12 protein-coding genes and 1 tRNA gene are annotated in these 14121 nt (G+C 70.7%); 4 read left to right on the top strand and 9 right to left on the bottom strand.

The features are described from left to right. Nucleotides 1-12: 12 nt before the first annotated feature. On the bottom strand, nucleotides 13-1611 hold the full coding sequence (locus VFQ84_RS09550) for a hypothetical protein (protein WP_325131405.1): 1599 nt from the start codon (nucleotides 1609-1611) through the stop codon (nucleotides 13-15). An 89-nt stretch (nucleotides 1612-1700) separates the two neighbouring features. Beyond that, nucleotides 1701-2288, bottom strand: coding sequence for an NfuA family Fe-S biogenesis protein (locus tag VFQ84_RS09545; RefSeq protein WP_325131404.1), 588 nt, complete (start codon nucleotides 2286-2288; stop codon nucleotides 1701-1703). 58 nt (nucleotides 2289-2346) lie between these two features. On the opposite strand from VFQ84_RS09545, the gene VFQ84_RS09540 reads away from it, so the two are divergent. Continuing rightward, on the top strand, nucleotides 2347-2685 hold the full coding sequence (locus VFQ84_RS09540; RefSeq protein ID WP_325131403.1) for a 4a-hydroxytetrahydrobiopterin dehydratase: 339 nt from the start codon (nucleotides 2347-2349) through the stop codon (nucleotides 2683-2685). Between the two features lie 104 nt (nucleotides 2686-2789). Here the strand turns inward: VFQ84_RS09540 and VFQ84_RS09535 are convergent, their stop codons facing one another. Next, complete coding sequence (locus tag VFQ84_RS09535; RefSeq protein WP_325131402.1) at nucleotides 2790-3749, bottom strand: RluA family pseudouridine synthase; 960 nt, start codon at nucleotides 3747-3749, stop codon at nucleotides 2790-2792. A gap of 370 nt (nucleotides 3750-4119) precedes the next feature. Here VFQ84_RS09535 and VFQ84_RS09530 point away from each other — a divergent pair, with 370 nt between their 5' ends. Next, nucleotides 4120-7266, top strand: a complete 3147-nt coding sequence (locus VFQ84_RS09530; RefSeq protein WP_325131401.1) for an Rne/Rng family ribonuclease — start codon at nucleotides 4120-4122, stop codon at nucleotides 7264-7266. Between the two features lie 39 nt (nucleotides 7267-7305). Here the strand turns inward: VFQ84_RS09530 and VFQ84_RS09525 are convergent, their stop codons facing one another. Further along, nucleotides 7306-7950, bottom strand: a complete 645-nt coding sequence (locus tag VFQ84_RS09525) for a response regulator (RefSeq protein ID WP_325131400.1) — start codon at nucleotides 7948-7950, stop codon at nucleotides 7306-7308. Between the two features lie 237 nt (nucleotides 7951-8187). Here VFQ84_RS09525 and VFQ84_RS09520 point away from each other — a divergent pair, with 237 nt between their 5' ends. Beyond that, nucleotides 8188-9126 (top strand): type II CAAX endopeptidase family protein, encoded by a 939-nt coding sequence (locus VFQ84_RS09520; RefSeq protein WP_325131399.1) that lies wholly within the window; start codon nucleotides 8188-8190, stop codon nucleotides 9124-9126. 73 nt (nucleotides 9127-9199) lie between these two features. Here the strand turns inward: VFQ84_RS09520 and VFQ84_RS09515 are convergent, their stop codons facing one another. The 4 genes from VFQ84_RS09515 to serS all read right to left on the bottom strand — a co-directional run bounded on the left by VFQ84_RS09515 (nucleotide 9200) and on the right by serS (nucleotide 12384). Further along, nucleotides 9200-9778, bottom strand: coding sequence for a hypothetical protein (locus VFQ84_RS09515; RefSeq protein WP_325131398.1), 579 nt, complete (start codon nucleotides 9776-9778; stop codon nucleotides 9200-9202). A 170-nt stretch (nucleotides 9779-9948) separates the two neighbouring features. After that, nucleotides 9949-10038, bottom strand: a tRNA-Ser gene (locus VFQ84_RS09510). A 97-nt stretch (nucleotides 10039-10135) separates the two neighbouring features. Next, nucleotides 10136-11104 carry a LysR substrate-binding domain-containing protein gene (locus tag VFQ84_RS09505; protein WP_414637025.1) on the bottom strand — a complete coding sequence of 323 codons (969 nt, stop codon included), beginning with the start codon at nucleotides 11102-11104 and terminating at the stop codon, nucleotides 10136-10138. Beyond that, complete coding sequence (gene serS, locus VFQ84_RS09500) at nucleotides 11101-12384, bottom strand: serine--tRNA ligase (RefSeq protein WP_325131397.1); 1284 nt, start codon at nucleotides 12382-12384, stop codon at nucleotides 11101-11103. The genes VFQ84_RS09505 and serS overlap by 4 nt, the downstream gene beginning before the upstream one ends. A gap of 172 nt (nucleotides 12385-12556) precedes the next feature. Here serS and VFQ84_RS09495 point away from each other — a divergent pair, with 172 nt between their 5' ends. Beyond that, complete coding sequence (locus VFQ84_RS09495) at nucleotides 12557-13642, top strand: hypothetical protein (RefSeq protein ID WP_325131396.1); 1086 nt, start codon at nucleotides 12557-12559, stop codon at nucleotides 13640-13642. A gap of 40 nt (nucleotides 13643-13682) precedes the next feature. On the opposite strand, the gene crcB is transcribed toward VFQ84_RS09495, so the two are convergent. Further along, the gene (crcB, locus tag VFQ84_RS09490) at nucleotides 13683-14072 is read right to left on the bottom strand and encodes a fluoride efflux transporter CrcB (RefSeq protein ID WP_325131395.1); all 390 of its coding nucleotides are present in this window, start codon (nucleotides 14070-14072) and stop codon (nucleotides 13683-13685) included. Between the last annotated feature and the right edge of the window lie 49 nt (nucleotides 14073-14121).

Raw genomic sequence — 14121 nt, 5'->3', positions numbered from 1 at the left:
GCGCCGGGAAATTCAGCCGGCTTTCGGCACCGGGACCTCGGTGGGCTTGGCCAGGGGCTTGCGGCAGTGGAAGTCGTACAGCTCGCGCGTGTTCTTCCAGGCGGTCTGGCTGCCGGTGCTGGTGATCTGGTCCCACCAGGCGGCGCACTGCGCGGCTTCCTGCGGGTTGAGCGTATCGGGATCGTCGAGTTCGACCACGTAGCCGTCGTTGTTGTGGCGAATGCCGCAGGCGCCGCCCGCGGCGAGCACGGACACCGTGCACACCAGCTTCGACCCCGGCTTGCCGGGCACCGGGATCTCGACCGTGCCGGTGGTGGCCTCGACCGCCTTCTCCAGCACCTGCGTCAGGATGTTCTTCTCGGGGATCCAGTACTCGTCGAAGCGCGTCGGCTCGTACACCAGGGCCGGCTGCCGCCGCATGAAGCTGCCCGAATCGAGCAACCCCGGCTGCTGGAAACTGAACTCGCGGCTGTCGTCGGTGGCGCCCTTGAGCTGGTCGCGCAGTTCGTCCGGCAGGTCGATGGAGCCGTCGGGGTTGTACAGCTGCAGTGAGCCGCCGGCCGGCGCCAGGTCGATGGCCTGCATCGCGCCCGGCGCGCCGCCCGGCGCGGCACCGGGCGGCGGAGCCAGGAAGTCATCAGCCCGCGCCGGCGCGGCCGCGGGCGACGTGGTCGTCGCGACCGAATCCGGGACCGGCGCGGTGGCCACGGGCGCCGGGGCCGCTTCGTCCTCGGCGGCGACCAGGGGCAATTCGCCGAAATCGATGTCCGGCGCCGGCTGGGTAACGCGCTGCGGCTCGGGGCGCAACGCGTCAACCGTCGGTGCGGCCGGGCGCTCGACCGACACTGCCACCGGATCGAGCACCGGCGCCAGCGACGGGCCGGCGACTTCGATGCGGCCCGGCGCCGGCGGCGCGTCGGGCGTCGGTTCGGACACCGGCATCCGCTCGCGCGCCACCGCCACTTCGGGCAGCGGTTCGACGGCGATCTCGCGCGACGCCGGCAGCTCGCGCTCGGCGAGCGGCGCCGGCTCGGGGTCTTCCACGGGCACGAACACCAGGGTCGAGTCGATCTGCGGCTCGACGTCCGAGGGCAGGTCGACCTCCTCGGACGGATTGGGGTCGGTGGCGGGCTCGACCGCGGGCTCGGGGTCGGGTAGCGGCTCGGGCGTGGGTTCCGGCTCCGGAAGCGGCTCGGGTTCGGGCTCGGGAACCGGTTCCGGCACGGGCTCGGGTTCCGGCACGGGCTCGGGTTCGGGCAAGGGTTCGGGGGCCGGCGCCGGGGCGGGCGCGGGCTGCGGTTCGGGCGCCGGGTCCGGCTCGGGCGTTGGCCGGATGATGATTTCCGGCTCGGGCTCCGGCCGGATGATGATCTCGGGCTCCGGCTCCGGGAAGATCAGGATCGTGGTGACCTGGCGATCCGGTTCGGGGCCGACCACGAAGCTGCTGCTGTCGAACACCCAGAACACCACGGCATGCCCGACCGTGATCAGGCCCAGCAGCACCAGGCGAAGCCCCACCGGCATGTCTTCCGGCGCACGCGGCGGCCGCCAGCGATGTCCGGACGCGTTGAGTGCCTCTGCGGGATCGAAGGTCTCGCGGGGATCGGTCACGGGCACCGCGTCGTCGGGAAGGGCCGGGCGAGATTAACCGCCGGCCCCGGGAAAATTCGGTTAAGCGGCGCGGGCGCGGCGCGCACCATTCAGCCGCGGGCTATGTACGGCGCACTGCCGGTGCTGTGGTCGGTGGCATCGCGCACCGCCGTCACTTCCGGGATCTTCGCCATCATCGACTTCTCGATGCCCTGCTTCAAGGTCACGTCGACCATGCCGCAGCCGTGGCAGCCGCCGCCGAAGCGCAGGTAGACCACGCCGTCGGCGTCGATCGAATCGAGCGCGACACGGCCCTTGTGCGAGGCCAGCTGCGGATTCACTTCCGAGTCGATCAGCCACTGCACGCGCTCGACCAGCGAGGCGTCGCCGGCCGGCTGGTCGCCCTTGATGCGCGGCGCCTTGATCGTGAGCTGGCCGCCGGTGGCGTTGGCCGAGTAGTCGATGTCGGCCGAGTCCAGGAACGGCGCGCTGGGTGCATCGACGTAAAGCGTGAAGCCCGCGCACTCGATCGCCCACTCGTCGCCCAGCAGGTCGCCGTGCTCGCAGAACTCCAGGCGCGCATCGGCGCGCGGCGTGCCGGGATTGACGGCCGAGAGGCGGATCCCGATGGCGTCGCCACCCTGGGACTGCAGCAGGCGCTGGAAATAGGCTTGGGCGGATTCGGTGATGTTGATCATGGGCCGCATTGTAAACCCGCCGGCCTATACTTCGGCCCAACCGCCCAGGAACACTGACATGACCAAGATCAATGAACTCGCCGGCCGCCACTGCACCCCGCTCAAGGGCGAACAGCACCGGCTGCCGCCCGCCGACGTGAAGGCCCTCCTCACGTCCCTGCCCGGCTGGGAGCTGGTCGAGGACGGCATCGCGATCCGCAAGACCTTCAAGTTCCCGGACTACTACAGGACGATGGCCTTCGTGAACGCGCTCGCCTACGTGGCCCACGCCCAGGACCACCACCCGGACCTCGGCGTGCACTACGACCGGGCCGTCGTGCGCTTCTCCACCCACGACGTGGGCGGCCTGAGCACGAACGACTTCATCTGCGCCGCCAAGGCCGAACAGCTGGCTTGAGCAGGAAAAGCGGTACCAGGTTCATTTATCCGGAGAGGGTTCCGCCATGGCGCGGACGACCCTCTCCGGATAAATGAACCTGGTACCGCTTTCCCTGGCGACGCTCAGCCGAGGCGGTCGAGGACCGCGGCCAGCTCCTCGCTCAGGGGCGCATTGATCAGGTAGGGCGTCTTGCCCTGCTCGAGCGAGAACTCGATCGAGGCCGCGTGCAGGAACAGGCGCTTGAGGCCAACCTGCTGGGCCAGGCGCTTGTTCACCTCGGGATCGCCGTACTTGTCGTCGCCGGCGATCGGGTGGCCCAGGTGCGCGGCATGGACGCGGATCTGGTGGGTGCGGCCGGTCTCGATGCGCACTTCGCAGTAGCTGTGGCCGCCGCGGCGCTCGAGCACCTTGAAGTGGCTGACCGAGGGCTTGCCTGCCGGGTCCACCCGCACCTGCCGCTCGCCGCCCTGCATCACCGACTTCTGCAGCGGCGCGTCCACGGTCAGCGTGCCGTTCGGGACCCGCCCGACCAGCAGCGCCAGGTAGCGCTTGCCCGGGCCCTCGTCGTCCTCGCCGGCGCGCATCAGGGCCTGCAGCTCCAGCAGGGCCGAGCGCTTCTTGGCGATGATGATCACGCCCGAGGTGTCCCGGTCGAGCCGGTGCACCAGCTCCAGCGGCTCGCCCGGGCGCAGCGCCCGCAGCGACTCGATCAGGCCGTGGCTGATGCCGCTGCCGCCGTGGGTGGCCAGGCCGCTGGGCTTGTTCACGGCCAGGATGGCCTTGTCCTCGAACACGATGCTGGCCGCCAGCCGGTCCAGCAGCCCCTTGGGCACCGGCCGGGCCTCCCCCGCCTCGTTCAGCTTCACGGGCGGGATGCGGACCTCGTCGCCCCCGGCCAGGCGGCTGTCGGCCTTGGCCCGCTTGCCGTTGATCCGGACCTGGCCGCTGCGCACGAGCTTGTAGACCAGGCTCCGGGGCGCCCCCTTGAGCTGCAGCAGCAGGAAATTGTCCAGCCGCTGGCCGTCCCGGTCCTCGGGGACCTTGACCATCTTCACGCCCGTCGAGACTTCATTTGCCGCCATGGGGGTTACACCTATACAATCGCTTCGCGAGATAACGTCCTGATTTCCCTGGGGTGCCGGCCGAAAGCCGATCCCAGTTGAATCCTGAGGAACCGCTACCACACCCCACGGGGGTGACCATGTTAGCCGGTCCCGAAGGCGGACGGATATCGCCGTACACCTTACAAGTGCACGACAGACCGGAAAACGCTCGGCGGTTTCCGGCCCCAATGACCGAACACAAGTACAACAAGCGCTCCCGCGGGTTCGCCCAAGGTTCGTAGCGCTGGAAGTTCCTGCCAGGCCCGGGTGCGCGGTGCGCCCCTAGCCGGAAACATCGGGCGCGGACCCCGGCGTTCCTCGCGGTAAGAGCGCGTGAGGACACCAGACAATGAAGCGTATGTTGATCAATGCCACGCAGGCCGAAGAGCTGCGCGTGGCGATCGTCGATGGCCAGAACCTGTACGACATCGACATCGAGCAACCCTCGAAGGAACAGAAGAAGTCCAACATCTACAAGGGCCGCATCGTGCGGCTGGAACCGTCCCTCGAGGCGGCCTTCGTGGAGTACGGCGGTGAACGCCACGGCTTCCTTCCGCTCAAGGAAATCTCCCGCGACTACTTCGTCCCCGGCGTCGACCCGAACAAGGCCGGCCTGAAGGAATTCCTGCGCGAAGGCCAGGAAGTGGTGGTGCAGGTCGACAAGGAAGAGCGCGGCAACAAGGGCGCTGCCCTGACCACGTTCATCTCGCTGGCCGGCCGCTACATGGTGCTGATGCCGAACTCGCCCACCGCCGGCGGCGTCTCGCGCCGGGTCGAGGGCGACGACCGCCAGGCCCTGAAAGAGGCCATGGACGCGCTGACCATCCCCGACGACATGGGCGTGATCATCCGCACCGCCGGCGTCGGCCGCGCCGCCGACGAGCTGCAGTGGGACCTGGACTACCTGCTCCAGGTCTGGAAGTCGATCACCGATGCCGCCCTGGCCAAGCCCTCGCCCTTCCTGATCTACCAGGAATCGCGCCTGATCATCCGCGCCCTGCGCGACTACCTGCGCGCCGACATCGGCGAGATCCTGGTCGACACCCGCGAGATGTACGACGAGTCGCGCGAGTTCATGGCCTCGGTGATGCCGCAGAACCTGCGCAAGCTCAAGTTCTACGAAGACCCGACGCCGCTGTTCAACCGCTACCAGATCGAGTCCCAGATCGAGGGCGCGTACGAGCGCCAGGTGCGCCTGCCCTCGGGCGGCAGCATCGTGGTCGACCAGACCGAAGCGCTGACCGCCATCGACGTCAACTCCTCGCGCGCCACCAAGGGCAGCGACATCGAGGAAACCGCGTTCAACACCAACCTCGAGGCCGCCGACGAAGTGGCCCGCCAGATGCGCCTGCGCGACCTGGGCGGCCTGGTGGTCATCGACTTCATCGACATGAGCTCGGGCAAGCACCAGCGCATGGTCGAAGAGCGCCTGCAGAATGCGCTCAAGCAGGACCGCGCCCGGGTGCAGATCGGCCGCATCTCGCGCTTCGGCCTGCTGGAAATGAGCCGCCAGCGCCTGCGTCCGTCGCTGGGCGAGTCCAGCCAGATCGTCTGCCCGCGCTGCGAGGGCCACGGCCGCATGCGCAGCGTCGAATCGCTGTCGCTGAGCATCCTGCGCCTGGCCGAAGAGCACGCGATGAAGGAGAACACCGGACAGGTGCTGGTTCAGGCCCCGCCGGAAATCGCCAACTACCTGCTCAACGAGAAGCGCCGCGCCCTGATCGAGATCGAGCAGCGCCACGACGCGCCGGTGGTCATCGTCGCCGACGACCAGCTCGAGACGCCGCACTTCAACATCAGCCGCCTGCGCGACAACGAGCTGGGCGAAGAGTCCGGCAAGCCCAGCTACCACCGCACCACCCCGCGCAAGCTGGCGGTGCACTCGCTGACCAAGGCGCACATCAACGTGCCCGACCTGCCGGCCGTCACCGCCGTGCGCCCGCCGAACCCGGCGCCCGCGCGCGAGGAAGTCGAGCAGGAAGTCGCGCCGGCGCCGGTGTTCTCGAACAAGGTCGCCGAGCCCAAGCGCGGCTTCTTCGCGCGCGTCGCGGCGTTCTTCACCGGCGGCGAGTCCTCCGGTGAGGCCGCCCCGGCCAAGCAGGCCCGCGCCGAGCGTGCCGACCGCGGTGATCGCGGCGGCGAGCGCGGTTCGCGCAACGGCGGGGGCGACGGTCGTCGCGACCGCAGCGGCCGTGGCCGCGACCGCGGCGAGCGCGGTTCACGCGGTGGCGAGCGCGGCGAGCGTGGCGAGAAGTCGCCGAACGCCGCCAAGCCGCAGGCCGCGGCCCAGGCGCCCCGCCCGCCCAAGGCCGAGCGCACCGAGGAACAGAAGAAGCAGGACGAGCAGCGTCGCCTGGAGGGCCAGCAGCGCCGCGAGGAAAACCAGAAGAAGGAAGCCGAACGCCGCGAACAGCAGCGCCAGGAAAACCTGAAGCGCGAAGCCGAGCGTCGCGAAGCCCGCGCCGCCAAGCTGGCCGCCCAGGCTGCCGCCGGTGGTGTCGCCGTGGCCGAGGATGACGCCGCGGTCCCCGCCGAAGCCATCGAAGGCCAGGTCGCGCCGGGCGTCGAGAACCCCGAGGCCGCCGGCGATGCCGCTGGCGCCGAGGGCACCGGCCGCCGTCGCCGTGGCCGTCGCGGCGGTCGCCGCCGTCGTCGTCCGGAAGATGCCGCGAACGAGGGCAACGCCCAGGACGGCTCGCAGGACAGCGAGTCCGATTTCGATGACGAAGAGTCCGGCCAGGACGCCGGCGCCCGCCCGGCCGCGACGGCAGCCACGGTCAGCGCCGCCGAGTCCGACTTCGACGACCTGGGTCCCGCACCGACCCCGGCGCCGCGCCCCGTGCCGGTGTCTGCGCCGGTCGCGGCGATGGCGTCGGCACCGGTCGTCGTGGCGGCGCCTGCGCCGGCCGCGGCGCCCCAGGCCGAGCCGGTGCCTGCGGCCGCCTCGTCGGAAGCGCGTGAGGTCCCGACGCCGGCCGTTGCTCCGATCGCCGCGGCTCCCGCGGCGGAAGCGCCGGTCGCCGCCGAAGCGGCCCCGATCGTCGCCGCGCCTGCGGCGGTGGTGGCGCCGGTGAGCGCGCCGACGCCGGTCGCGCCGGTCATCGTGGCCGAGCCGACGCCGGTCGCCGAGCCGGTGGCGCCTGCGCCGACCCGCCCGGCGCCGGTGCAGGCCAGCCTGATCCCGGCCGAGCCCGCCCCGGCGGCGCCGACCCCGGTCGCGGCCGCGCCCGAAGTCGCGCCGACGCCCGCGGCCCCGGCCTCGAGCGCCGCGCCGGTCAATCCCTTCCTGCGCACCCAGCCGGCCGTGTTCGACGCGCCGCCGGTGGCGGAAGCCAAGCCGGTGCTGGCCGAGAACCTGCCCGAGCCGGTCGCGACGCCCGCCGATGCAGCGGCCGACGCCCCGGAAAGCGACGAGGCACCGCCTGCGCTGCCGCCGGCGCCGAACTGGTCGCTGGAAGAGCCGGGTGAGACCAAGCCCGGCGGCAATCCGAACTAAGGAAAAGGGCGCCGCAAGGCGCCCTTCTTCTTTGCGGCCTCAGATCGCGTAGATCGGATCGGACACACCGTGCTGCCCGGCCATCCGCGCCAGCGCCACCGTGTCCTTGATGCCCAGCTTGTCGTAGAGCCGGTACTTGTGGGTGGCCACGGTCTTGCCGCTCAGGCTGAGCCGGCGTCCGATCTCTTCCATGCGCAGGCCCTGGCACAGCATGCGCGCGACCTCGAGCTCGCGCGGCGACAGCAGGTCGAAGGGCGACTCGTCGCCGCCAAGGCGCGAGAGCGCCATCCGCTGCGCCACGTGGCTGGCCAGGTAGCGCCGGCCGCGCGCCACTTCGCGCAGGGCACGCAGCAGTTCGTGCGCGTCGCAGCCCTTGCCCAGGTAGCCGCTGGCGCCGGCCTCGATCAGGCGGCGCGGCATCGGCCCGTCCTCCTGCACCGAAACGATGAGCACGCGCGTGCCGTATTCGCCGCGGACGATGCGCTCGGTGATGTCCAGGCCGCTGATGCCCGGCAGGTGCAGGTCGCAGATCACGACGTGCGGCTTGAGGCTGCGGATGGCCGGCAGGCCCTCTTCGCCGCTGCCCGCCTCGCCCACCACCTGGAACTCGGCCTCGCGCTCCAGGATCAGCCGGTAGCCGGTGCGGACCAGGGCATGGTCGTCCAACAGGAATACTCGGATCATCGCGCTCTCCCCAGGGCGTTTTGTCCAACCTACGCCGGCCGGCCGCGGCGGCGGCATCGCCATCCGCCACGACGGCTGGTAGGAAATCAACTCGTGCAGGGAAAACTAGCGGAGCCCCGCGCGCTTTTGCAGATCGGCGGCAATTACGCCCCGAATCACTAACCAGGTAAGAAGTCCGGGCGCGCGCCGCGCCGCTATCCTTCCCTCGCACCGGGGAGGTGCGAACCGGGAGCGCGCATGACCCTGCCTCGCCGCACGCTGCTGCTGGTCCTGGCGCTTTGCCTGCCGCTGGTCTACGCCGTCGCGCTGCGCGGCTTCATGCTGGCCGAGATGCGTACCGCCGGCGCCGATCGCGCCCTGGTCTGGGTGGAAGGCACGCCCGCGCAGCTAAACGCCCTGGCCGAGCAGGTCGACGCCCGCCACGGCCGCGTGCCCGCCGGCCGCGTGCGCGAGGCCAGCGCCACCCTGCCCCCGCCCAGGCCCTGCGGCCCACAGGCGCGCGAGTATTCGATCGGCGCGCTCAACCACGACCAGAACCACCCGGCCCGGAAACTGCTGGAACAGCTCGCCGCCGAAACCGGCGCCACGGTCTGCCGCAGCAACATGTTCGTCTTCAACGAACTGCACGTGCCCGCCGAACGCAGCCCCGGGGAAATCGCCGCCTCGATCGGCATGCAGTCGCTGCTGCTGCCGGCGGGCTTCGTCATCGCTGGCTACTGGGCCTTCGCCCGCCAGCTGTCGCTGCCGGCACCCGGCGCCGGCCTGCTGCCGCGCGGGAAAGCCGTGGCCTGCGGCCTGGCCGTGGCGCTCGTGCTCTGGTGCGGCCTGAAACTGCTGGGCCTGTGGATTCCCGACGCCGGCATCGACAGCGGCTACCGCGTCGCCGCCATCGGGCTCCCGATCGCGGTTTCGCTGGTCCTGTTCGAACCGCTGATGCAGGAACTGTCGCTGCGGCTGTGGCTGGTCACCCTCGCCGAGCGCGCCGTCGGCACCTGGCCGGCCGTGCTGATGTCCGGCCTGGCGATGGTTCCGATGTACTACTCGCTGGGCTGGGCCACCAGCCTGTCTTCCGCGGCCGTGGGCTGCGCGCTCGCGGCGCTGTACGCCCGCACCCGCTCGCTGTGGGCCACGCTCGCCGCGAATTCGGCGCTGGGCTTTGCGCTGTTCCTGCCGTGAAGCGGCCCTGGCGACCAACCGGCGCCGCGCACCTGCCGGAGGCGGCGCCGCTCCCCGCGATACCCCTTGGCCGTCAGCGTCGGCTTCCGGGGAAGGTGTTGGGCTCGTTGTCCCATGAGAAGTTGTTCACCCAGTCCATCAAGCCCGCCGGCGCCACGTCGCTGCAGGCTCGCTCGCGGCTGTAGTCCGGCCGCCAGTAGGCCACGCCCATGCGCAGCGACTGCGATTCGGCGCCCAACCCATGGACCACGGCGGAGATGTGGGACTCGCCCGCCGGCAGGGTGTAGTTGCCCGGCTCCGGCGCCTGGATCCTGTCGTACTGCTGGCCCGGCTCGAAGGCGTACACGGTCCGGACGCAATACTCGATGCCGCTCAGGTTGCGGAGCAGTGCGACGAAGCCGCCGTAGCCTGTCCCCGGCGCCTCGCCATCGGCGATGTCCATCTCAAGACCATTCCATGGCTCGCCCGTCGCCGGATCGCGGACGAAGAAACGGCCGTCCGAGTTGTAGACCATCCTGGACCCATGGCCGCTCGACTGCACGATGGTCCGATAGAACTGCTCTGCCGTTTGCTGCGCCATCGCCCCGGGGGACGTGAGCGATCCCCAGGCGAGGGCCAGGCACGCGATCAGCATCGTGCTGTGTTTCTTCACGACGAACTCCTCCAGATAACCCGTTCTGACTTCGCCCGCGCGGGGCGTCCCCTTGGCCGGGACCCGGTCAGGCCCGACCGCCGAAGAGTGCCGTCGGCCGGCGTAGAAGGCACGTGAATACAGACGTCGGCCTGGCCGCCGGCGTGGATCGTGTGGAGAGGGTCCGCGGGTGGCGGAGAGAGTGGGATTCGAACCCACGGAAGGTTTGACCCTTCGGCGGTTTTCAAGACCGCTGCCTTAAACCACTCGGCCATCTCTCCGTATTTTGGAGGCGTGTTGCGAAAAGATTCGCGGCTGAAGCCGCTCCTACATTAGGGGGCGCCGCCGTCGGGCATCAAGGGGCGCCACGGCCGGGCATCAAGGGGCGCCGCCCGGGGGGCATGGGACGCCGCCCTTGGTGCCGCATTTGAGGCGGCTGTCCTCGATGATGCCGGGCAGGCGCTCGGCGAGGAAGTCGATGAACACGCGCACGGCCGGCAGCAGGCCGCGGCGGCTGGGGTAGATGGCGTGGCAGATGCCCTGGGGCAGGCTCCATTGCGGCAGCACGACCTCGAGTTCGCCGCGGCGGATGGCTTCGGCGCAGGTCAGTTCGGGCAGCAGCACCACGCCCAGGCCGTCGCGGGCGGCGGCCATCAGCAGCGGGAAATCGTGGGCCATCAGCAGCGGCTGCAGCTCGACCTTCTGCACCTGGCCCTCGGGGCCGTGCAGGGTCCAGCGCTGGCGGCTGTCGTCCTCGCTCATGCTCAGCGTGGTGTGGCCGGCCAGGTCGGACGGCTGCGCGGGGCGGCCGATGCGGTCGAGGTACTTCGGGCTGGCCACCAGCAGCTCGCGCAGCTGGCCGAAGCTGCGGGCGACCATCTCACCGTCGTCGGTGAGCTGGCTGCGCACGCGGACGGCGACGTCGAAGCCTTCCTGGATCACGTCCACCCGGCGGTTGCTGACGTGCAGCTGCAGGCGCACCTGCGGATGCTTCTTCATGAACTCGGGGAGGATGGGGCCCAGCACTTCCTGGGCGATCGACACCGGGCAGCTGACCTTGATGCTGCCGCGCGGCGCGGCGCTGACGCGGTCGACCGCCTCGCGCGCGGCCTGGGCCTCGGCCAGCATGGTCTGGGCGTGGCGGTACACGCTCTGGCCGACGTCGGTGACGGCGAACTTGCGGGTGCTTCGCTGCAGCAGGCGCACGCCCAGTTCGTTCTCGAGCTGGGCGATGCGGCGGCTCAGGCGACTCTTGGGGATGCCCAGCGCGCGCTCGGCCGCGGCGAAGCCGCCGTGCTCGACCACCATGGCGTAGAACTGCAGGTCGTTCAGATCCGGGTGGTTCATGCGCCGATCCTTTCCAGTCCGCCCAGGTAGGGCCGCAGCGCCTCGGGCACGGTGATGCTGCCGTCGGCCTGCTGGTAGTTTTCCATCACCGCGATCAGGCAGCGGCCCACGGCCACGCCCGAACCGTTGAGCGTGTGCACCGGCTCGGGCTTGCCCGTGGCCGGGTTGCGCCAGCGCGCCTGCATGCGCCGGGCCTGGAAATCGCCGCAGTTCGAGCAGCTGCTGATCTCGCGGTAGGTGTCCTGGCTGGGCAGCCAGACCTCCAGGTCGTAGGTCTTGATGGCGCCGAAGCCCATGTCGCCGGTGCACAGCAGCACCTTGCGGTACGGCAGCCCCAGCGTCTCCAGGACGACTTCCGCACAGCGGGTCATCCGCTCGTGCTCTTCCGCGGATTCGTGCGGCCGGGCGATGGAGACCAGCTCCACCTTTTCGAACTGGTGCTGGCGGATCATGCCGCGGGTGTCGCGGCCGTGGCTGCCGGCCTCGGCGCGGAAGCACAGCGAGTGCGCGGCCATGCGCAGCGGCAGCTGGGCGTCGTCGACGATCACGTCGCGCACGATGTTGGTCAGCGGCACTTCGCTGGTGGGGATCAGGTAGCGCTTGCTGTCGCCGAAATCGGTGGCGAACAGGTCCTCCTCGAACTTCGGCAGCTGGCCGGTGCCGCGCAGGCTGTCGGCATTGACGATCAGCGGCACGTTCACTTCCAGGTAGCCGTGCTGCTGCGTGTGCAGGTCCAGCATGAACTGCGCCAGCGCCCGGTGCAGGCGGGCCAGTTGGCCGCGCAGCACGGTGAAGCGCGCGCCGCTGAGCTTGGCGGCGGTGTCGCCGTCCAGCCAGCCGTCGCGGGCGCCCAGCTCCACGTGATCCTTCACCGGGAAGTCGAACGCGCGCGGCACGCCGAAGCGGCGCACTTCCTGGTTGTCGTGCTCGTCCTTGCCGGCCGGCACGCTGGCGTCGGGCAGGTTTGGCACGGCCAGGGCGATGGCGTCGATCTCGGCGCGGATGGTTTCCAGCCGCGCTTCACCGGCCTTGAGCTCGTCGGCGATGCCGGCGACCTCGGCCATGAGGGCGCGGGTGTCCTCGCCCTTCCCCTTCGCCATGCCGATCGCCTTGGACCGGGTGTTGCGCAGGTTCTGCAGCTCTTGCGTGCGGGTCTGGATCTGCTTGCGCTCGGCCTCCAGGCGCTCCAGCGCGGCCACGTCCAGGGCGAACCCCCGGGTGGCCTGCAGGCGCGCGGCGGTGTCGGCGAGCTGGCCGCGCAGCAGGGTCGGGTCGAGCATGGGTCATTCCAATAATGAAACGGGTCGCCGGATTATCCTCCGCCGACCTCCAGCGGCGCAACGATTTGCTGCGGCCGGGCGGCCGTCGGTCCGGACTGGCCGTGCCGCTCGCCCCGACGCGTTCATCCGGCTGCGTGCCATCCGGCCCGCCGACCTCCCGGAGCTTCCCCGTATGTCCAGCCGAATCCGCTTCTTCGTTCCTCTCGCGAGCGCCCTGTTGATCGGACTGGGCGGCGCCGCCGCCGCGGCCCCCCGGGCGCCGGGCGCCCCCCAGGCACCGGCCGGCCTGCTGGCGCCGGCGGACACTTCGCCGCTGACGCCCGCCGAGCGCGGCGAACTCGCGCGCCAGCTGGTGCTCAAGTGGGGTTACTACGTCCAGCGCGTGCACGGCGTGCCGATCGACGCCTGGGCCGAGCGCATGGTGCCCAGCCTGATCCAGGCCGATCCCGCCAATTTCCGCGCCGCCCTGCAGCGCGACACCTTCGAGGGTGCGATGGCGGAGCTGGGCGGCGTCGGGCAGCGGCTAGACGACGACGCGGTGATCACGAAACTGGCCCTGGCCGACGGTGACGGCACCCAGGCCCTGGGCGCGCTGGCCAACGACCTGGTCTATACGCCGGTCGCCCCGTGCCGGATCCTCGACACCCGCAGCACGGCCGCCGGTGCGATCAGCGGCAACAGCACGCGCAACTTCATCGCCATCAATGCGTCCAACTTCACCTCGCAGGGCGGCAGCGCGACCAACTGCGGCACGCTGGGCCTGAACGCGACGGCGGTGGCGGTCAACCTCACCGCGGTCACCCCCGACGGCGCGGGCTACGCCACGGCCTATCCCTTCGGCACCGCGCAGCCGGTGGCGGCCAGCATCAACTACACCGGCGGCGCCATCGTCAACAACGCCCTGATCGTCCAGATCCCGAACCCGCTGTCGTCGTTCGACTTCACCGTCTACACGTTCGCGCGCTCGCACTTCGTCGCGGACATCGTCGGCTACTTCGCGCCGCCGCTGGCCACCGCCGTGCAGTGCGTGGACACGGCCAACACCACGGTGAGCGGCATCCCGGCCGGCGGCACGGCCAATGCCAGTGCGCCGGCCTGCCCGGCCGGCTACACCGCCACCGCGACCAACTGCGAGGCCTCGGACTGGCAGGTGCCGTTCGTGTTCTTCCACGCGGGCACGTGCTCGGCGCGCAACAACAGCGCCAGCCCGCAGGATATCCGCGCCTCCCGGACCTGCTGCCGCGTCCCCGGCCGCTGATCGCCGGCCCGTCGGGGCCGGGCGTCGTTGACGCCCGGCCTCAGGCGGCGCGCAGTGCCTCGGCCAGGCGCGCGCCGGCCCACACCAGCGCAAAACCGGCGACCAGGGTGGTGCCGAGGTAAACCATGAGCATGCCGGGTCGCCCGCTTCGCGCGTACAGCAGGCACTCGAGCATCAGCGCGGAATACGTGGTCAGGCCGCCCAACACGCCGACGATGAGGAAGGCGCGCAGGTAAAGCGCGCCCGGCCCGCGCCCTTCCAGCCAGGCCAGCAGGAAACCGGCGGCGAAGCTGCCCAGCAGGTTCACTGCCAGCGTGCCCCAGGGCAGGCCGTCCCCGGCCTGGCGAAGCAGCCAGCCGCCGAGCAGGTGGCGACCGCCGGCCCCCAGGGCGCCGCCGGCCATCACCAGCCAAAGCAGGGTCCAGTTCATGGCGGAAGCCTAACCGAAACTTGTAGGCTTCGGCTTTCCATGCCGCCCC

Source organism: Arenimonas sp., from assembly GCF_035721105.1.
Taxonomy (GTDB): Bacteria; Pseudomonadota; Gammaproteobacteria; order Xanthomonadales; family Xanthomonadaceae; genus Arenimonas.
Note: the sequence above shows the minus strand (reverse complement) of the source record. Positions and strands in the feature narration are given on the sequence as shown.